This window comes from Streptomyces sp. NRRL WC-3618, assembly GCF_001280005.1.
Taxonomy (GTDB): domain Bacteria; phylum Actinomycetota; class Actinomycetes; order Streptomycetales; family Streptomycetaceae; genus Streptomyces.
Genome location: NZ_LGDW01000061.1, coordinates 1 through 19,418, shown reverse-complemented (window position 1 = coordinate 19,418; position 19,418 = coordinate 1). Strand labels below are relative to the sequence as shown.

At 70.7% G+C, this 19,418-nt stretch carries 16 protein-coding genes and 1 pseudogene; 3 read left to right on the top strand and 14 right to left on the bottom strand.

Translation table 11 applies throughout. The features are described 5' to 3' along the window. A partial coding sequence (locus ADL01_RS08705; RefSeq protein ID WP_234354559.1) for a S8 family serine peptidase occupies positions 1-1,846 on the bottom strand: 1,846 nt, incomplete at its 3' end. Continuing rightward, a complete protein-coding gene (locus ADL01_RS45930) occupies positions 1,843-2,190 on the bottom strand; it encodes a hypothetical protein (protein WP_234354558.1) in 348 nt (115 codons plus the stop codon). The genes ADL01_RS08705 and ADL01_RS45930, both read right to left, overlap by 4 nt. Before the next feature lie 284 nt (positions 2,191-2,474). Here ADL01_RS45930 and ADL01_RS08695 point away from each other — a divergent pair, with 284 nt between their 5' ends. Further along, positions 2,475-5,072: a hypothetical protein gene (locus ADL01_RS08695; RefSeq protein ID WP_053741331.1), complete on the top strand. Its 2,598-nt coding sequence runs from the start codon at positions 2,475-2,477 to the stop codon at positions 5,070-5,072. A gap of 99 nt (positions 5,073-5,171) precedes the next feature. On the opposite strand, the gene ADL01_RS08690 is transcribed toward ADL01_RS08695, so the two are convergent. Next, on the bottom strand, positions 5,172-5,969 hold the full coding sequence (locus tag ADL01_RS08690; RefSeq protein ID WP_234354557.1) for a hypothetical protein: 798 nt from the start codon (positions 5,967-5,969) through the stop codon (positions 5,172-5,174). A 179-nt stretch (positions 5,970-6,148) separates the two neighbouring features. After that, entirely contained in the window at positions 6,149-6,583 is a 435-nt protein-coding gene (locus ADL01_RS08685) for a hypothetical protein (protein ID WP_159049483.1), read from the bottom strand. Between the two features lie 226 nt (positions 6,584-6,809). On the opposite strand from ADL01_RS08685, the gene ADL01_RS08680 reads away from it, so the two are divergent. Next, positions 6,810-7,181 carry a helix-turn-helix domain-containing protein gene (locus ADL01_RS08680; protein ID WP_053741329.1) on the top strand — a complete coding sequence of 124 codons (372 nt, stop codon included), beginning with the start codon at positions 6,810-6,812 and terminating at the stop codon, positions 7,179-7,181. Here ADL01_RS08680 and ADL01_RS08675 read toward each other — a convergent pair. The 3 genes and pseudogenes from ADL01_RS08675 to fabG form a co-directional block, all read right to left on the bottom strand. Beyond that, positions 7,152-8,195, bottom strand: a complete 1,044-nt coding sequence (locus tag ADL01_RS08675; protein ID WP_053741328.1) for a Rieske 2Fe-2S domain-containing protein — start codon at positions 8,193-8,195, stop codon at positions 7,152-7,154. The genes ADL01_RS08680 and ADL01_RS08675 overlap by 30 nt on opposite strands. 110 nt (positions 8,196-8,305) lie before the next feature. Further along, a pseudogene (locus ADL01_RS45295) lies at positions 8,306-8,477 on the bottom strand (transposase); the annotation flags it as partial. Positions 8,478-9,053: 576 nt separating this feature from the next. After that, complete coding sequence (gene fabG, locus ADL01_RS08670; RefSeq protein WP_053741334.1) at positions 9,054-9,782, bottom strand: 3-oxoacyl-ACP reductase FabG; 729 nt, start codon at positions 9,780-9,782, stop codon at positions 9,054-9,056. A gap of 229 nt (positions 9,783-10,011) precedes the next feature. Between fabG and ADL01_RS08665 the strand changes: the two genes are divergently transcribed. After that, positions 10,012-10,833 carry a class I SAM-dependent methyltransferase gene (locus ADL01_RS08665; protein WP_063783485.1) on the top strand — a complete coding sequence of 274 codons (822 nt, stop codon included), beginning with the start codon at positions 10,012-10,014 and terminating at the stop codon, positions 10,831-10,833. A 115-nt stretch (positions 10,834-10,948) separates the two neighbouring features. Here the strand turns inward: ADL01_RS08665 and ADL01_RS08660 are convergent, their stop codons facing one another. The 7 genes from ADL01_RS08660 to ADL01_RS08630 all read right to left on the bottom strand — a co-directional run. Beyond that, a complete protein-coding gene (locus tag ADL01_RS08660; protein WP_053741333.1) occupies positions 10,949-12,397 on the bottom strand; it encodes a class-II fumarase/aspartase family protein in 1,449 nt (482 codons plus the stop codon). 23 nt (positions 12,398-12,420) lie between these two features. Continuing rightward, the gene (locus ADL01_RS08655; RefSeq protein ID WP_053741326.1) at positions 12,421-14,466 is read right to left on the bottom strand and encodes an FAD/NAD(P)-binding protein; all 2,046 of its coding nucleotides are present in this window, start codon (positions 14,464-14,466) and stop codon (positions 12,421-12,423) included. After that, positions 14,463-15,392 carry an NAD-dependent epimerase/dehydratase family protein gene (locus ADL01_RS08650; RefSeq protein WP_053741325.1) on the bottom strand — a complete coding sequence of 310 codons (930 nt, stop codon included), beginning with the start codon at positions 15,390-15,392 and terminating at the stop codon, positions 14,463-14,465. The genes ADL01_RS08655 and ADL01_RS08650 overlap by 4 nt, the downstream gene beginning before the upstream one ends. A 5-nt stretch (positions 15,393-15,397) precedes the next feature. Then, the gene (locus ADL01_RS08645) at positions 15,398-15,997 is read right to left on the bottom strand and encodes a hypothetical protein (protein WP_053741324.1); all 600 of its coding nucleotides are present in this window, start codon (positions 15,995-15,997) and stop codon (positions 15,398-15,400) included. Further along, a complete protein-coding gene (locus tag ADL01_RS08640) occupies positions 15,994-17,733 on the bottom strand; it encodes a class I adenylate-forming enzyme family protein (RefSeq protein WP_053741323.1) in 1,740 nt (579 codons plus the stop codon). Before ADL01_RS08640 ends, ADL01_RS08645 begins: the two co-directional genes overlap by 4 nt. Next, positions 17,720-18,457, bottom strand: coding sequence for a hypothetical protein (locus ADL01_RS08635; protein WP_053741322.1), 738 nt, complete (start codon positions 18,455-18,457; stop codon positions 17,720-17,722). The genes ADL01_RS08640 and ADL01_RS08635 overlap by 14 nt, the downstream gene beginning before the upstream one ends. After that, the coding region (locus tag ADL01_RS08630; RefSeq protein WP_053741321.1) for a beta-ketoacyl-[acyl-carrier-protein] synthase family protein at positions 18,454-19,418 on the bottom strand (965 nt) is incomplete at its 5' end. The genes ADL01_RS08635 and ADL01_RS08630, both read right to left, overlap by 4 nt.

The window sequence follows — 19,418 nt, the reverse complement described above, 5'->3', positions numbered from 1 at the left end:
CGGCCAGGTCGCCGACCGAGATGTTCGGGGTGTTGAGGTCGCTCGGGTCGGTCTTCGGGACGGTGGCGCAGGCGTCGCTGCCGTCGCCGGTGACCGGCTTGTCGCCTTGGGCGCACATGTACGACGTCCAGTCGGTGGAGTGGGAGTCGTAGACCAGGCCGGGGTTGTCGGCGGTGTTGGGGACGACGTGTCCGGAGCCGTAGTCGAGCGGGTTGGCCGGGCCGTCGATGCCGGTGCGGCCGATCGGCTTGCCCTTGTTGTCCTTGGTGGTCGCGGTGGTCATCAGCGCCGACTTGACCTCCATGGGGGACCAGTCGGGGTGCAGCGACCGCAGCAGCAGGGCCAGTCCGGCGACGTGCGCGGAGGACATGGACGGACCGGACATGATGCCGTGATAGCCCTTGAACTCTCCGGCCGCGTTGGCCGGAGAGGTGCCCGCGACGATGTCCATGCCGGGGGCGATCATGTCGGGCTTGAGCAGGTCGCCGCCGCTGGGGAGGTCGGGGCCGCCGGAGGAGAAGCTGGGTATCAGCGGGGCCTGCTGGTGTTCGGCCTGCGCGGCGCCGAGGGCCGCCGTGGCGGTGGTGCCCGTGCTGTCGGCGTACGCCTTGACGGCGCGGCCGTCGGCTGCGGTGAGGTAGGTGGTCGGGAGGACGTGGACGCTGGCGATGATGCCGTCGTCCGCCAGGACGGTGTAGAGCACCATGCCGACGCCGCCCGCCGCCTTCACCTCGGTGCTCTTGTCCCCGCCTTCGAAGTCCTCGCGCTTGCAGAGCACCACGGCGCCCGTCACCTTGGCTGGGTCGAGCGAGCCCGTCTTGCACTGCTCGGCCTTGGTGGGCTCCACGCCGGCGCGGGCGGCGTCGGCCGCGTCGACGAGCGGCGCGGACGGTACGGAGCCGGGGTCGACGCCGGCACCGGAGTACGAGACGCCGTTGCCGAGGGTGACCTTCGTGCGGTAGCCGAGGTCATGGCTGGAGGTGGCGACGGTGGTCACCCACGGGGCGGCGTTGATGACGGTGCCGCGCCCGGAGGCGCCCGCGGGGACCGAGACGAAGACGCCCGCCTTGGCGGCGTTGAACATCATCGTGAGCTCGGGGCTGTTGGTGCGTGCGCCGGTGCGGCCTGCGACGGAGTAGCTGATGGCGTCGACGCCGTCGGCCACGGCCTTGTCGAAGGCGGCGACGGCGTCCACGGTCGGGCAGCCGTCGTGCCAGCAGATCTTGTACACCGCGATCCGGGCGGCCGGGGCGAGCCCCGACACACGGCCCGATATCGCGGTGTCGGCCACGGTCGCGGCCACGTTGTAGTTGCCGGCGGCGGTGGTCGCGGTGTGGGTGCCCAGCGACTGGGCGTCCATCGGCGACGCCCAGTCGGTGTCATCGGGGTCGGTGAGGCCCTTGTTGAAGTACTGGGCGCCGATCACCTTGTTGTTGCAGGTGACCAGGTGGGCGGTGTCAGCGCCGCGGTCACAACTGCCCTTCCACTTCTTGGCGATGATGTCGGCGTCGGCGAGAGGCTCCGGGAGGGCCGCGACGGAGGGGTTGTCGGTGTCGACCCCCGTGTCGATGACACCGATGATCTGCCCCCGTCCCGCGTTCGCCTGCCCGCCGGGCACCTTGGAGTAGAGGCCGCCCGGCTTCTTCAGGCCGAGGAACTTGGCGGTGTCGGTGACGGGGAGCTTGCCGGAGGATGTCATGGCGGAGGCCGACGTGGCGACGGCATCGGTGGGGATGTCGTCGGTGGGGTGTGTACCGGTCGTGGCCGTCATCTGGAGCAGTTCGTTGCGGTCCAGGGAGAGGACGCCCTCGGTGTGGGCCAGGGCGGTCGCCTGCCGGGCGGTCAACTTCGCCGCGAACCCGTGCCCGGCACCTCGTCCAGCACCTTCTCGCGCTGCCGCTTCAGCCGGCCGACGTAGTCCCGTACGGCCTCTGTCCGCACGTTCAGCCGCTTGCCGGGCGCGGGCGTGGTCTTCGAGTAGGTGGCGACGGGATCGCCGGCGATCTGCACGAGATACGTGCCGGCGGGATACGTCTGCCGGGTGCCGTCGGCCTGAGCGGCCGGCGTGGCCGGAGCGGCCTGGGTGAGTGGGCTGAAGGTGAGGATCATTCCCCCGGCGAGTACCGGGGCGAGCAGACGCGCTGCTCGGCGGCCGACGGTGGGGCGTCGGCCGGGGTGTTGCTGGGGCAAGGTGGTGCCTTCCCGCGTGGAGTGGTCAAGTCCCCGAGATCATGGCCATCTTGTTGCCCATGAGGCTGTTGTGAGAAGAGTGGAGTGTTTGAATTCTCAGCAACTCCACAGCATATTCACGGAGTTGAAGGGTTACTTGGCAGTATCGGTTCTCGGCCGTGCCGGTGAACCGTCGCTGCTGCGGCCGAGTTCTTACCGGATTCATGGAGGGGGCGACTCGGGCGGGTCGGCGGGGGCGGCTATTGTCCGATCTGCTTGTTCACCTTTCTTGCTCCAGGAGCTCCATGCGCCGCCGTTCCCAGCAGGTCTCGTTCTCCCTCACGACGGCGATATCGGTCGTCGCGGGACTGACGACCGCCACCGTCGGACTCACCGGTCTCACGGGCTCCGCCGCCTGGGCCGACAGCACGGCCGCGCTGCCGTTGTCCCAGTACGCGCACATGTTGGTCGACACCGCGCACCAGCACCTCTTCTTCAGCCAGGGCGCGGGCTCGACCGGCATCGTGGTGACCGACCTGTCCGGCGCCCCGGTGACCACCATCACCGGCGAACAGGGCGCCACAGGCCTGGCCCTGTCGGCAGACGGCGAGACGCTCTACACGGCCCTGAAGGACGGCGACGCGCTCGCCGCGATCGACACGACGACACTGACCGAGACGACCCGCGTGCCCACCGGAACGGGCAGCGCCCCGGTCTCGGTGGCGGTCGCGGGCGGCAAGGTCTGGTACGGCGGCACGGACCCGGCGGCGGACGGCAAGGGGGTGATCGGTTCGGTGGACCCGACGGAGCCGACCCCGACAGCAACATCCCAGTCCATCATGGGAAGTTGGTCGGTCGCCCCGCTCCTCGCGACGGGCGGCGGTGTCCTCGCCGCCGAGGAGCCGCAGCAGAGCCTCAGTCACGTGGCCACCTTCGACGTCTCCTCCGGAACGCCGACGACCAAGGCCAACACCCTCGTCCACGGCGGCACGGCGACGGGCCTCCAGGTGACGTCGGACGGCACCCAACTCCTGCTCGCCGCCCCGCAACAGCCGGCCCTCCAGGCGTACGGCACCACGGACCTCCTGGCCGCCACCCGCCCCGTCTACTACACGGGCGGCGTGAACTCCGCCCCGAACTCCGTCGCCGCAGACACGGACGGAACGATCGCCGTGGGCTCGACCTCGGGCTCGGCGGCGGGCCTGTACCTGTACGCCGGTTCGGGCGTCGCGGAGAACCGGATCACTTTCCCGACGGGCACCCTGGCTCCGGACGGTCTGGCATGGTCCGCCGACGGCGTGACTCTGTACGCGGTCACGAAGGACTCGACGGGCGGCGCCTACACCCTGAACGTCCTGCCCACCGCCAAACTCACGGACACCGAACTCGCCCTGAACGCCCCGCAGTACGCGGTCCCGACGCAGCAGTTCCGGTTCACCGGAACCCTGAACACGAAGGGCTGGGTGCCGGCCGGCGCGCCCCTCCAGGTGACCCGGGACGGCGAGCCGCTGCCCGACGGCACGGCCACGGTCGCCGCCGACGGCACGTTCGCCGTAACGGACACCCGTCAGGACGCGGGCGCGTACACGTACGGGGTGACGTACTCCGGCGACGCGACGCACCGCCCGTCGACGGCCACGCTGACGGTGTACGTGGCGAAGCTGTCGACGACGATCCCGTTCCCGGACCTGACGTCGGCGAAGCCGGGCGCTGTGGCGTTCACGGGCTCGCTGATGACGTCCCTGAACCAGGGCAGCCTGCCCCAGGGCACGACGGTCCAGGTCTCGCGAACGAACGAGGACACGCAGCAGACAGTGGCACTCCCGCCGGTCCAAGTCGACCCGGCGACAACGGTGTTCAAGGTCACGGACGCCCCGAACGCCGCCGGCAGGTTCACCTACCATCTCTCCTACGCGGGCGACGCGACGCACGAGGCGACGTCCTCGGACGCGACCATCCAGGTCTCCCCGTACACCCCGGCCCTGACCCTGAAGGCCCCGGCGACAGCGACGCGGGGCGCCGCGCTCAGCTTCACCGGCGCGCTGACCGACGCCCCGTACGCGAGCGGCGAGACGGTGACGGTGACGCGGACGGACGCGGGGCACACCACAACTCCGTTGAGCTGGACCGCTGCTGTGGGTGCCGACGGCACCCTGCCGATCAAGGACACGCCGTCGATCGGCGGCGCGAACACGTACACGGTGAGCTATCCGGGGGACGCCTCGCACCAGGCGGCGACGGCGTCGGCGATCGTTCAGGTGTCGCGGGCCGCGACGACGGTCTCGGTGGCGACGAACGCGTCCACGTACACGTACGGGGCGACGGCGACGGTGACGGCGCACCTGGGCGCGACGTACAACAGTCGTACGGTGTCGATCTGGGCGACTCCGGCGGGCGGCAGGAAGACGCTGGTCAGGACGGCGGCCGTGGACAGCAGCGGCAACCTGACCACCACGTACAAGCTGACCCACAACACGACCTTCACGGCCTCGTTCGGGGGCGACTACCGCTACGCCCCGACGTCGGCGACGCGGACGGTGAACGACCAGGTGGGCATCGCGACGAGGCTCGGCGGCTACTACGGCACGACGACGTACGGCGGCACGACGTACCGCGTCTACCACCACACGGCCAAGCCCGCGGTATCCGCCACGGTGACCCCGAACAAGTCGGGCCAGTGCTCGGTGTTCCAGGCCCAGGAGTACTACAGCGGCGCCTGGCACACGCTCACCACGTCCCCCTGCTTCTCGCTGGACGCGAACAGCGCGACGGCGACCTCACTGACCCTCACCAACGCGGTCAACCAGAAGTTCCGGGTGCGGGTGGAGTATGTGCGCAGCGCCAAGGACACGACGAATGTGAGTACTTGGGGCGGTTGGCTGTACTTGACGGTCAGGGTCTGAGGAGTTGGTGACACCTACCGCGCGTCGGTACGGGAGCCCGCTGATCCGGGTGGCTCCAGACGGTGCGCCCGGCAGCCCCCAGCCGCCCGCGCGGCGGGTTCAGCCGACTCCGTCGTGGGGAGCCACCCGGTGGGATTCCAGCTCCGGTGCGGCCAGTAGTTCGGCGATCAGCGCATCGGATCCACCCACGTAGGTGCTTACCAGGTCCACGTCACCGCCGAGGCACCAGGCGCGGTCCTGCGGCCACCACAGGTCTGGCAGCTCGGCGAATTCGTCCATGGACACCGGTGAGACGGCTTCGGCCAGTGTGCCGGCGAGCAGCACCTCGTCCCGGCCGGGCGTCTCGAAGGACGGCATCCGGTCGAAGTCGAAGCGCCCGTAGCCGTGCCACAGGCCGTACCAGCAGTGCTCGGGGGTCTGGGTGTGCCGGGCCAGGACGGGGATCAGGGCCCGGGCGACAGCGGGCGGGGTGGGACCCTCCGCAGGGTGCTCGTCCCAGACGCCAGGCAGGCCGTAGTCGGAGGCGTTGGGGTAGTCGCGGTCCATCCCGATCAGCTCGTGCCAGTCCGTGCCCGGCGCCATCCCGCGCCCATGGGCGGAGGCCACCACTGACCATCGCACCGGCTGCTCGCGCAGGGACGCCGGATGCAGAACCCGGGCGTAGGCGGCGTATCCGGGCGCGGCGACGCCCGCCACCGTGCCGAAGTCGCCGTGCCCGGGGGCGCGTTGGGTGAGCCAGTGGGCCGGACTGAGATCGGTGCTCTGTACGCGCAGGCGCCCGTACCTTTCGGGAGCGGGCTCGCGGTGCACCAGGCCATAGACGTTCACCTCGCACAGTCTGCCCTGCCGGATCTTCCGGTGTGCCTGGCCAGTTGCTTCGGTGACCACCGAATCCACGCCGCCCTCCGGACCGTACGCCGCTGCTGCGCCGGGTACCGGCAACTGCCGTTGAGTCGGTCCACCAGACACCGCAGATCGGCGCCGCCCTTGGTGACACCTGCCGTGCGGGGGAGTCGCCAGGCCACCGCCACCAACTGCGGCTGGCAGTGCGGCCTCCGCTTGTCGGATCTCCGTTGTCACTGGGGTAGGCCGGCCTCGGCCGCCCGGCGGAAGGCGTCTCCGCACGTGGGTGACCGTATTGGTGCGCGTTCGGCGAGGACCAGCAGCGCATGGTGCAGTTCCCTGCTCAGCCGGGTGAGCCGGAGGCTGTAATGCTCACCCCTGTAGGCGTGCAGGCGAAAGACGTTGACCGCGAGTCCGTCACGGTCGTCCACGAAGGTGTCCGGGAGCCCGGCGAGCAGTTCGTAGTCGCGCTTGCCGGTCGCCGCGTCGGCGACGACCCTGAGGGACAGAGCATCCAACTCCGCGGCGGACAAGGAAGCGTCGACCGCGACAGCATGGGCCGCCAGGGCCGCGAAGATCTCGATCAGCCGCTCACCTGCCGCTGGGTCGATGTCCCAGGCCCGCAGGTTCTCATGGCGACGAGTTTGCCGCCATGGCTCATGGTCCACCAGCGGTAGCAGGACACGGCCCAGAAGCGAACAACGACCCCACAGCATGTCGTGATCCGAGGCCACATTCGATCCTCTCTACGGCGAGTGGAAGGCCTGGGATCGAGGACCGGCCCGACGACCACCAGGCCTCCAATTTTCCTACTATGCGCAGGGCGCGTACAGGTAAAGGGGAGCACGGTCCTGCCGAGCACACCTACGACCGGAGCAAGGAGGAACAGGCACTGTGAACCACTCCGAGTGGAAGACCCGTCGGACGCGGAAGCTCCTGGAAGAGCAGGTCGCGGAGACTTCCGCGTATGTGGAGGCCGGGTACGCGTTTGCTCTTGCCCAAGCCGTTCATGACCGCCGTACGGGGCTGGGGCTGTCGCAGTCCGAGCTGGCGCGGCGGGTCGGTATGACCCAGCCGCAGTTTTCCCACATCGAGGGCGGAGACTCCGTACCCACCTTGCCGTTGCTCACCCGCCTGGCGAAGGCGCTGGACGCGTCGCTGACCATCGACCTGGACGGTGACCACTCGGCCTTCGTCTTCACCGCCCATGACAGCGGGCGGCCGGACGACGGCGTGTCATCCGATGGCCGGTCCTCGGTGGCCTGAGGGGGCGTTCGTCCGAACCGGGTCCGCGCTCTCCGGCTGCCCGGTCCCGGCCGCCCCGGTCGCCTGACGTGGCGCCGGGATCGGACCGGCCGGCGACGGGTAGAACTGCGCGTACCACCGCCGGATCACCCTGATCCCCTTCTCGTGCGGGAGCAGTACCGGGCGGGGCTGGTGGATCTTGTGGTCCCAGATTTCGACCTCCTCGCTCACCTCGCCCAGGGCCTCCCTGCGGAAGACGAGCTTCAGGGCGGGCGTCAGGAACCGGAACGGGAACCGGGCGGGCTTGCGGACGTAGAACAGCGTCCGGAGTTCGCTCGTGCGGTCGTCGACCGGGGTCGTGAGGGCGACCGCTGTCACCGACAGGACGGGGCCGTGGACGCGGACGACCATGATGCCCGGCCCGTACATGAACGCGTCGAAGGTGTTGTTGATGTCCCAGGCGAGGACGCGCCGCGCGATTCGGCCACGGGCCTCGGCGTAGGGGCCGTCCTCGCTCCAGGCCTGGACCGGGGGTTCGCTCTGGCCGTGGATGAAGTGGAAGTGGGACTCGTCGACGATGTTCTCGCGCATCTCCTGGACGTGGACGCGCGCCCGGCGGGTGTCGTCGATCGGGGCGGCGTAGTCCTTGGACGCCGTCTCGGGGATCTCCGGTACCTCCCAGGACGGCTCGCCCGGCCCGGCGTACACGAGGACGAGTCCGCTGTGTTCGCGGACCGGGAAGCCGCCGAGGGACACCTTGGGGGTGTGGACGGCGAACGGCGCCTGGACGCACCTGCCGTCCGTGCCGAACCGCCAGCCGTGGAACGGGCACTCCACCGTGCCGTCCACGACCTTGCCGCCGGCGCCCAGGTGGGCGCCGTAGTGCGGGCAGTGCGCGTCCCGGACGGTCGCCCGGCCGTCGGTGCCCCGGAAGGCGATGAGCGCCCGGCCGAAGTAGTGCAGGCTGACGACCTTGCCCGGCCGCAGCTCGGCGCTGCGCAGTACGGCGTACCAGCCGTACGGAACGAACGGCATCGGATACTCGTCGGCTCGGGGGTCGCGGGGGAGGGACCCGAACGTGTCATGACTCCGCCATAAACGCATGCGTCGATGCTAGGTCGTTGAAGCAGCGTTCGACCAGGACGCAGCTTCGCCCAGGTCCCGTCTGTCTCCCAGCGGACGAATCCTTCGTAGACGGCCTGCCACGGGCCACAGTGCTCGGGCAGGTCACGCTAGGGCGCCCGGTCCCCGCCACCGCCACAGCACACCGTTCACCACCTGGCGCTGACCCCGCTCCGGCCGTCCGCGACCGTCAACACACGGGTGCGAACGTCCCCACGGGGAAGGGGTGCGGGGGCCAAGGGCAACGTCCGGCCGCCAGTTGGCGGCGCGGGCGGTTCTGGTTCGCTGGACGGTGTGGCGTTTCCCGGTGCGGGTGGCTACCGTGCCATGGTCCACATCACCGGACAGTACGGTTGTTCGCCGCCGCCGCCCAGGGGTGGCCTGTGTCACGCGGGCCTGTAGAGGGCCGCGAGGTCGATCAGTTGGACGTCGGGATTCGCCTCCGACGACGCCTGGGCCTTGTCGTTGAAGTCCGCTCCGCTGAAGCAGATGAGCCGGGTGCCGCTTGTGGGTCCAGCCGGCGGAGCATCCGCTCCAGCTCACGGGGCCGGAACGCGCACATGATGGGCGCGACGACGGCACCGAGCCGGGCGCACGCCAGTACCAGCGGTCCGATCTGCCAGGGGTTCGGCAACTGCATCGCCGACCTGACCGCTGCGCACCCCCAGCGCGTGCAACGCGCCGGCGAAGCGGTCCACGTACTCGGCGTACTGCGCGTAGCTCAGCCTTACGACGCCCTGGCCGGTCTCCGACGCGAGAAGGGCGGGGGCTTCAGTGTCCCAGCCCCGCACCCCCGTCCACCGGGATCACCGCCCCCCGCACATACCCCGCCCCCGCCAGGAACGCCACCGCGTCCGCGACCTCGTCGGGGTGGGCGAGGCGGCCGGCCGGGGTCTGGCGGAGGAGGTCGCGGCGCTGGTCGGGGGTGAGGGCGCTGCTCATGTCCGTTTCCGTGAGGCCCGGTGCCACCACGTTGCAGGTGATGTCCCGTGGACCCAGTTCGTGGGTCAGGGAGCGGGCGAAGCCGATCAACCCCGCTTTGGCCGCCGCGTAGTTGGTCTGGCCGGCGGAGCCGTGCAGGGCCGCCGTGGAGGAGATGAGGACGATACGGCCGTGACCCTCGCGGAGCATGCCGCGTACCGCGCGCTGACTGACGCGGAAGGCGCCGGTGAGGTTGGTGTCGATGACCGAGGTGAAGTCCGCCTCCGTCATCCGCACCAGCAGGCGGTCGTTCGAGGTGCCCGCGTTGGCGACCAGGACCGTCACCGGGCCGTGTGCCGCCTCGGCCTCCTTGAAGGCACGGTCCACCTCCTGACTGTCCGTCACATCGCAGCGTACGGCCAGGAATCCTTCCGGACCCGATACCGACTCGGGGGGCGTCTCGCCTCGGTAGGTCACCGCGACCCGGTCACCCGCCGCCGCGAAACGCCGGGCTATCGCCAGCCCGATCCCCCTGTTCCCGCCGGTGACGAAGACCGAACGGGGCGTTGCCTGCGCCATCTTGGCTTCACTCTCCATGTCCCCATCCTCCTCCCGTCGCTCTCCTGTTTCTCCGTAATCGCCATTGTCGCGGCGTACAGGTGCACCGAATCAGGGGCAAACCATTCCGGCTTCCGTCCCGCTTGCCGTAACCCTTGAACAATCACATAACTTCTCTGTAGCGTTGCAATGATCCCTTGAATCCGAGGGGCGCACAGGACGGGAATTCGACGTGGAAACGGACAAAGTCATGAGTGCGGTTCAGGATGACTATCAATTGGGGAGCGACTCCGAGGAGTTGGATCGGCTCACCTTCCAGGGCCGAATTCTCGAACCTGCTACCCGAGCCCTGCTGCGGGAGGCCGGAATCGGCCCTGGCATGCGCGTCCTCGACCTCGGATCCGGGGCGGGCGACGTATCGCTCCTCGCCGCCGAACTGGTCGGGCCGGACGGCGCGGTCGTCGGTATCGAGCAGTCGGCGGACGCCATCGCGCTCGCCGAGTTCCGTGCCCGCCAAAAGCTGGTCAGCAACGTTCGGTTCGTTCAGGGCGACATGCACGAACCGGCCACCGGCGGCCCGTTCGACGCGATCGTCGGCCGCGCGATCCTGATGTACGCGCCGGATCCGGCCGCCGTGCTGAGGACGCAGGCTGAACTGCTGCGTCCGGGCGGCGTGGTGGCCCCGGTGGAAATGGACCTGACGGCCTCCGGTTCGCGACCCGCGACGCCTTTGGCATCCCGGAGCGTGTTCTGGCTGACCGAGGCCTTCAAGCAGGCGAAGGTCGCCACCGGGCTCGGACCGGCGCTGGTGGGAGTACTGCGAGAGGCGGGTCTGCGGCCTCTCGGGACGATGGCTGTCCATCGCCAGTTCGTCCCCGGCGATCCGGACGGCGCCGCGTTGTTCGCGGGGATTGTCAAGACGATGCTCCCGCTTATCGAGAAGTCGGGTGCCGCGACAGTCGAGGAGGTCGGACTTGAGACATTCGAGGCACGGCTGGCCCAGGAACTGACCGCCGCGGACGCGGTACTGTCTTATCCACAGCTGTTCTGTGCGTGGGGAACCAAGGAGTAATACCCAGCGCAATTCAGGCGACGGAGCGTAAAACGACGAAAGCGTTCCTTGTGGCAGGCGGTCGGTACCCTTCTGCGGGTTTGCTGAGGAATGCGAACCTCCTTCTTGCCTGTTCTCACTTCGCCCGTCGGACGACGCTCTGGTCGCCCTCGTTCCTGTCCTCGTATGCGCGCAGTGCTCGGTCGACCAGTGCGTCCGCCGCGCCCGTGTAGCGGGTCGGGTCGAGCAGGTCCGACAGGCGGGTGGGAGTGAGTCGGGCCGCCAACTCCGGGTGGGCCAGGAGGATTTCGGCGAGCGGGCGGCCGGTGGCGGCGGCCTCGGCCGAGGCCGTCGACAGCAGCTTCTTCGCGGGCGCCTTGCCGAGCACCGGGGCCAGTGCGACCGCCAGTCGTTCGGTGACGATCGCTCCGCCGGTCAGGTCGAGGTTGGCCAGCATGCGTTCCGGGTGGACGATCAGGCCCTCCGCCAGCTCCACCGCCGTGTGCGCCGCGCCGCCCGCCAGCCGCAGTGCCTCCCGCAACGGCTGCCACTCGGCGTGCCAGGCACCGGCGGGGCGTTCGTCCTCGGCCAGCAGACACTGCGCCAAAACCAGTGCGTACGCAGGGACTTGGCGGGCCGCCGACACGATGAGGGTGGCGAGGGCCGGGTTGCGTTTCTGCGGCATCGCCGACGAGGCGCCGCGTCCCGCCGCCGCCGGCTCGGACAGCTCGCCGATCTCCGTACGGGACAGTGTCTGCACATCCAGCGCGAACTTGCCGAGCGCCCCGGTGACCAGCTGAAGTACCGCGCCCAGTTCGGCGATCGGCGTGCGTACGGTGTGCCACGGCAGCGTCGGCTCAGCCAGCCCGAGCGCCTTCGCGAAGGGGGCCAGTAACTCGATTCCGCCCTCGCCCGCCTCGGGTGACCTGCCCGCGCCGCCGTCCAGGGCCGCGTACTCCCGGTATGCGGCCAACGTGCCCGCCGCACCGCCCAGTTGGGCGGGGAGCTCACCGGCCACCGCCCGTACCCGGGTCAGGGCGTCCATGACGAGCCGAAGCCAGGTCGCCGCTTTCAGGCCGAGGGTGGTGGGTACCGCGTGCTGGGCCAGGGTGCGGGCCGCCAGGACGGTGTGGCGGTGGGTGTCCGCGAGTGCGGCCAGGGCGGTGGCGGTGCGTTCGAGGTCGATGGCGATCAGGGTGAGCACGCGGCGGGCGATCAGCATGGCCGCCGAGTCCAGGATGTCCTGGCTGGTCGAACCCCGGTGGACGTACTCGGCGGCGGCGGGGTCCTTCGCGGCGACCACCTCGGTGAACGCCGCGACGAGCGCGACCACCGGATTGGCGGCGCCTCGGGCCGCGTGCGCCAGGGCGACCAGGTCCAGGCGGTCCGCGTGGGCCTGGGAGGCGATCGACGCGAGCGCTGCGGCAGGTGTCAGGCCGACCTCGAACTGAGCCTGCGACAGGGCGACTTCCACGTCCAGCAGTGCCTGGAGCCATGCCTCGTCGGTCACTTCGGCCGCCGCCCGCGTGCCCGCCCAGGTGGGTGCGAGCAGCCCCGCGTCGGTGCCGACGGACGCAGCGGCCATCCTCCCGTTCGTCCCGTTCATGCTCATCGACTTCCCGCTCCAGACACCTGATCGTCAGTCAACCGAGCTTGCTGTGGAAGAGGTTCACGCTCCTCCAGGCCCAGTACCGCCCGCGCTATCGCGTCCGAGTCCTCCAGCGTCACCGAGCCCACGCCCGGTCTGATGCCTACCGCCGTCACCCAGCGCACCCCCTCCGTCGGCACCCCGTACGCGAATCGGCGAGGATGCGCTCGCCCCGACGCGTCCAGCAGCCGGGGCGCGCCGTCGCTCACCGCCATCCCGCCCGTCTCGTGGCCGCCCGGCCGGTACGGGACGCACCCGCCCTCCGCCAGCAGCCCCCGTAGCAGCGGAGCCGCGCTGCGCCGCAGGTCGATGTCGGGCAGCCGCGCCTCGACCAGCGCCCTCACCAGCACCGGGGGCTCCGACACCCCCTCCGCGTCCACGAGGAAACCGGGCCCACTCGGACCACCCTCACCGTCCGTCGGACACACCCGCATCCCCGGACCGACCACCTGCAGCACCTCCGCCTCGATCAGCGCGATCAGCTGCTCGATCCGGAAGGCGGGCGGGCCGATCGATGTGAACGCGTTCAACGGCGTGTACCAGCCGTCCAGTTCGGCCCGGTACGACTCGCCCGACACCCCTCCGTGATCGACCACCAGCCGGACCTCGTTGCGCAGGTCCCGCAACGCGTCCAGCGCTGCCTTCAGCGGCCCGTTCACATTGCCGAGGCGGGCGGCGGCGACGTCCTGACGCAGGTACGCGAGCAGCCAGTGCCGGAAGTCGGCGCGGTCCGTGAAGTGCCGTTCTCCGTACGGTCGTTCAACGCGCCGCCAGTCCCATCGCTCGCCCGGCGGTACGTCGTACCGGTCGAGGAGCGCCGACTCGTCGTCGTGCCCCGCGACGCGGCACCGTAAGAACTCCGCTGCCACCCGGGGACCTTGGGCGGCCCGGATCCACGCCTCGTAGTAGACGGTCCGTATCTCGCGGTCGATCAGGGGCCAGAGGTCCGTCCGGAAGGCGACCGGGCGCCGCCGCAGTCCGGCGATGACCTCCGGGGTCAGGAAGCGGGGGTGGTGGCGGCCCAGCGCGCCCTTCTCGTTCTCGCCGCGCGCGTGGTACGGCACCCCGCGCCGCGAACCGGCGTACAGCACCGGCTCGTTGCCGCTCGGGATGTAGACGAGGCCGGCGTCCCGGCCGCCGCCCTGCTTGAACGTGCCGCCGCGGCCCTCGGTGAGCAGCGCCAGCTGGTCGAAGAAGTTCAGCCCGAGTCCACGCAGGGCGACCGGCGTGCCGGGGCGGATTCCGCTCAGGTCGGCGTCGGCCGGGTTGGCGGGGCCCACGTAGGACACACCGGCACCGGCACCCGCACCTCCACGGGCACCGGCACCCGCACCCCCACGGGTACCGGTACCGGCACTCGCGTGGCGGGCGGCGAAGGAGCGCAGGTCCCGTTCCTCCGGGCTTGGTGTCAACTGCCCGTGGCCCAGGGCCAGTACGACCGCGTCCAGGCCGGTGAGCCGGTCGCCGTCCGCCAGGGTCACGCTCTGGCGGCCACCCGGGGACCGGTCGTCGTCCGTCAGTGCGATCGCCGTCGTCCGGTGCGTGTGGACCGTGAACTCGGCGGGCGCGGTCCTCAACAGGTGCCGGAACACCCACTCCAGGTAGTGGCCGTGGAAGGCGCGGGTCGGGTAGGTGTCCGGGCCGAGGCGGTCGGCCTCCGCCAGGACCTGGGGCGGGTACGCCCCCGGTTCCAGGGCGCGCGCCCACTCGTACAGGCTCGGGCCCGGCACCGACGGGCCCGCGCACGGCACGCTGTCGTCGGTGAACAGGGTCACCTGGGAGGCGACCGTGTTCATCAGCAGCTCGGGCGGCTGGTCGGTGCGCCACACCGCGCCCGGACCCGGCGGGTACGGGTCGACGAGATGGACCACGACCGGCCGGCCGGCCTCGCCCGCGTTGGCGCAGAGCCGCTCCAGGACCGAGAGCCCGCGAGGGCCGGCGCCGATCACGCACACGACGACGGCCTCGCGGGTGTCACCCGAACAGCCTGGTTCGGGTCCGCTCATTCGTGGCCCAGCCCCTCGCGCCAGCTCGGCCGCAGCGGCTTCCAGCCAAGTTGCGTACGAGCCCGGGCGTTCGACGCGCCGGCCGCCGCGGTGAGCTGGTGGGCCATGTACCAGCCGAGCAGTTCGGGTGCCATCGCCGCGGGGATCGTGGGCGGCGCCGGGGCGTCCAGAGCGCGGGCGTAGTGAGGCAACCACTGGGCGGCCGGGGCGGGTTCGTCGTCCGTGATGTGGAAGGCGCCGGTGGCCTCGGACTCCACGGCCGCCACCGCCGCCCCCACGGCGTCGTCCACATGCAGGAACGAGGTGACCCCGGCCCCGTCTCCGGGCAGCGGGAACTGCCCCGCCAGTACGTATTGCGCGGTCCCGCCGCCGGTACGGGCGTATGCGGTGCCGGGGCCGTACAGCGACCCGTACCGCAGCACCACGCCGCTCAACTCCGGAGCAGCGCCCAGTACTTGGGCCTCCAGCTCGGCGACCGCCCCTACGGTGGCCGCCCAGCCGGCGTCCGGGGCGTCCACGTAGAGCGGCGCGTCCTCGTCGACGACCGTGTCCCCGGTCGGCGCGGAGGCGAAGGCGATGGACTGCGCGACCAGCCGCCGGGCGCCGGCCGCGCGGGCCGCCGCGACCAGGTTGGCGGTGCCTTCGGTGCGCAGTCGCGCGGTCTGGCCGAAGGCCTCCGCGGGGTTGTCGAACATCAGCCGCAACGCCGTCAACTGATGGACGACCACGTCAGGTCGTGCCTCCGCCACGGCGGCAAGCAGCGCTTCCCGGTCGAGGACGTCGGCGACCACGATCGCGTCCGCTTCCGGAGCGCGGTCCCGGGACTCCTCCCGTACCAGCGCGCTCACTTGGTGGCCCCGCGCTCGCAGCGCGCCCACCAAAGGATGGCCGACCACTCCGGTTGCTCCCGCGACAAGTATCCGCATGGCGTTCAGTCCTTCGTATCGTTCGAATCGGTGTGAACATTGGGTGTGTGAACAAGTGGCGTGCGTACGCGCATCAGCAGGCGGCACGCCTTGTCGCCGTCGCGCAGGCAGGTCTCGGCGCGGTTCTCCGTGAGGGTGACGCCGAGGCCTTCGGACCAGCCGGCGTGGATGTCGGTGCACGGGCACCGGTAGCCGTCCAGTGAGCCGGCCATCCGCACCATGGTGACGGCGAAACTCCGGCGGAGCGTGAGGACGATCAGACCCTCGTCGTCGGTCACGTCCTCGACCTCCGTGGAGGCGTTGCGCAGTTCCGGCGGGAACATGCGGTCGCCGCAGTCGTCGTACCGGCGGCGCAGTTCTTCCAGGTCCTTGTGGGTGTCGCCGGTGTCGGGGAGCGGGCCGGACAGGCGGCCGACGCGCTGTCCGACGTGCGTCGCGACCTTGCGCAGCGCCTCGGCGTTGAGCTCGTTCGCGGCCTCCTGCCCGAACCGGCTCGCCACCCCCTGGTACCAGTTCGCGTCGTGCTGCCACCACAGCCGGTAGGCCTCGCTGGCGCGGGCGCGATGGTTGACGTCTCCAGCCCCTGTACTCGTACCTGTGCTCATCGCTGCCGCTCCTTGGCCGCCGAAGCGGCGAAGCGGTCGCGCATCACTCGCTTGAGGACCTTGCCGGTGGCGCCCTTGGCGACATCGTCCGGCTTCATGCGAAGGGCCCGGGTGACCGGGGGGAATCCGGCGGCCCGGAGGGCGGCGTTGACCCGGTCGGTCAACTCGTGGTCGTCGGCAGCCTGTTCGCCACCGCCCTCTTCGCCGCCGTCCTCTTCGTCGGAGAGCTGGAGCAGCGCGTACGCGTCCGCCACCCCGTCGCCGTCCCAGTCCGCCCGTACGCCGTCGTCCGCGACTCCGACCACCGTGCAGTCCGCCAGCTCGGGCAGTTCGCGCAGCAGGAGTTCCTCGGTACGGGTGCTGAAGACGACGCCTGCGCTGGTGCGGATGGCGTCCGGAGCGCGGTCGAGGTGGTAGAAGTTGCCGTCCTCGTCCTGGTGGGCGAGGTCCCCGGTGAGCCAGTAGCCGCCGAGGCGCATACGGTTCCAGGTCAGCGAGTCGTTCCAGTAACCCGGCGTGAGAGTCGGGGACTTGAGGCCCAGGCGGCCGATCTCGCCGGGCGGCAGAGGGGTGCCGTCCTCGGCGAGTACGGCGGCCTCGGCGAAGCTGATCGGTCTGCCGACGCAGCGCGAGTACGCCGAGGTGTCCTTGGTGTGCCGGTTGTGGAAGACGGAGTAACCGGCCTCGGACGAGCCGAGGCCGTCGACGAAGACGGAACCGTCGACGCGGACGCGCCGCAGGTCCTTGCCGATCGTCTGGTGGCTGCCGTGCCGCACGAGGGCCCGGATATGGGACTCGTGGGCCGCGTCCCCGGTGTTGAACCACACCTGCACGCTGGACAGGTCGCGGACCGAGAGGTCCTCGGCGGCCATCTCGCCGAAGGTCCCGGCGAAGGCCAGCACGGTGGTGGGCCTGAACTCCTCGATGGCGTCCAGTACTTCGGTTCCGCGCTGACTGGAGAGAAGCTTGATGTCGGTGCGCAGGAGGAGGCAGTACAGCAGCGTCGCCACCATCGCGTTGTGCGCGCCGGGCAGCCCGACGAGGGTGCGTTCCATGTCGGTGCCGGTGGAGTAGCGCAGGCGGTGCAGTTGCGCGTACATCAGCGTCCGGTGGGTGTGCGGAACTCCCTTGGGCATACCGGTGGTTCCGGACGAGTGCGAGATGAGCACCGGGTCGGTGGGGTCGTGACGGTACGGGTGGGATGTCGGCAGCGAGGCTCGGTGTTCGGGGCGGATGTCGGCGGCGGTCGCACAGAAGCGCAGGCCCGAGCCCTGATCCGGGGACGCCGATGCCGTGGTCGGTGCCGGCGCCGGCGCCAGTACGTCGTGGTGTTCCAGGTCCGTGAAGGCACCTACGGCGCCCTGCCGTCGTACGTACTCCCGCGCGATGTCGGGCGGCAGGTTGCCGTTGACGAACGACGGGATCGCGCCGAGGGAGGTCAGCGCCAGGAAGTTCACCGCGAACTCGGCGCTGGAGTAGGAGTGCAGGGCGACGGGGTCGCGGGGGCGGACACCCTGGGCGGCGTACCAGCCCGCGTAGGCCTCGACGGCATCGCCCAGTTCCCCGAGGGTGAGTTCGGTGGGGTAACTGCCGTCCGGGGCGCGCCAGTTGCCGTCCGTCCGCAGCACGACCTCGTCGCGTGGACGGTCGTACGCCGCCAGTCGGGCCAGGATGTTGCCGGCGCCCAGTTCGGTGTCGGAGCAGATCCGGGCCCGCTCCTGCCTACTGATGAGCATGGGGATGGGTCTCCGTCTCGGTACGTGGTTCGGCGTGGGCGGTGGCCAGCTCGAACAGGCTCTGGATGCTGCCGGGTTGCCCGGCCGTCCCGGTGGGCCCGACCGGCACCGGCGCCCCGGGCGCGTCGCCGGTACGGCCGAGGAGCAGCGCCGCCGCCAGGCCCGCAGACTCGGGGAGGTCCGCGAACGTCAGCGTGCTGTCTGCCGCCAGTTCGCGGTGTACGGCGGCCACGCGCTCGCCGCCGCCCAGCTCCACCCCCAGTACCAGGACCCGGTCGATCTCCTCGTCGTCCAGCAACAGGTCGGCCATGGACAGGAGTTCACCGAGCGCGTCGTCGAGCGTGGAGATGCTGAACATCTGGCCGGTGATGCCGAACTCCCGACTCATGTGCCCCAGTACGGAGTTGGCGGTGGCCTGCATGAACAGCAGCGGGTTGTGCACCCGTCCGGACACCATGCGCCGGCTCGCCAGGTCCGCGGTGGTGGTGTCGCCCGCCAGACTGGCCAGCGCCACGGCGGTACGGGCGCCGTCACCCGGGGCCCTGGTCAGACACCTCGCGCTGACCTCGTACGCCAGCGGACTGAACGCCGACTCCACGAAGCCGGGCAGCTTCGGCAGCGCGATGTCGGCGTCCCGGCCGGTCCCGTGGGTCGCGGTGGCGGCGGCGAGGACACAGAGGGCGGAGCGGGAGGAACGGATCGTGGTCTCGTCGGTCGTGGTCACGGCCGCTCCAGGACGAGTGCGGTGTTGGCGCCCCCGAAGGCGGCGTTGATGGTGAGGGCACGGTGCGCGTCGGCGGGGCGCGGCTCGTTCGGTACGTAGTCGAGGTCGCACTCCGGGTCGGGGGCGCCGTATCCGGCGGTCGGCGGGAGTACGCCGTCCAGCAGCGCCAGCATCGTGATCACGAACTCCACGACGCCCGCGGCTTCCAGAAGGTGGCCGGTGGTGGACTTGGTCGAGCTGACCGGTATCGACTCGGCCCACTTGGGGAAGGCGGCCCGCAGGCCCCGGGTCTCGGCGCCGTCGTTGTACTTGGTGCCGGTGCCATGCGCGTTGACGTAGTCGAGGGACGCCCCGTCCGGGTCCCTGGCCAGCCGCAACGCCTGCTGGGCGGCACGGGCGAGGCCGGCGCCTTCCGGATGCGGCTGGGCGATGTGGTGGGCGTCGGTGGCGGCGCCCCATCCGACGACGGACGCGAGCGGGCGGGCCCCCCGGCGCCGGGCGTGCTCGGCGGACTCCAGGACGACGGCCGCGACCCCGTCACCGAGGAGCAGCCCGGTGCGATCGGCACTGAACGGCCGCACCATGCCGTCCCGCGACAAGGCCCGCCCGGAGTCGAACTTCCCGAAGGTCTCCTCCTCGACCAGATACCCACCCGCACAGACGGCGACATCGAGCCGCCCGGAGGAGATCAGCCGACAGGCATGAATGATCGCGGCGGCGGACGCGACACAGGCGTTGGTAAAGGTGAGCCGGGGCCCGGTCAGCCCGAGACCATCGCCCAGCACCTCGGCAAGCCGAGCAGGCACGGCATCGGCGAAGCGGTCTGTCTCCGGTGCGTTCAGCGCCCCGATAGGGGCGCGGGGCTCTGACATTTGCGGCTTCGCCGCGTGGGCGCGACCAGCCACAACGGACCCGCACTCGTCATCCGACCCTCCCCCCGGAGAAACGGCCACGGATCCCC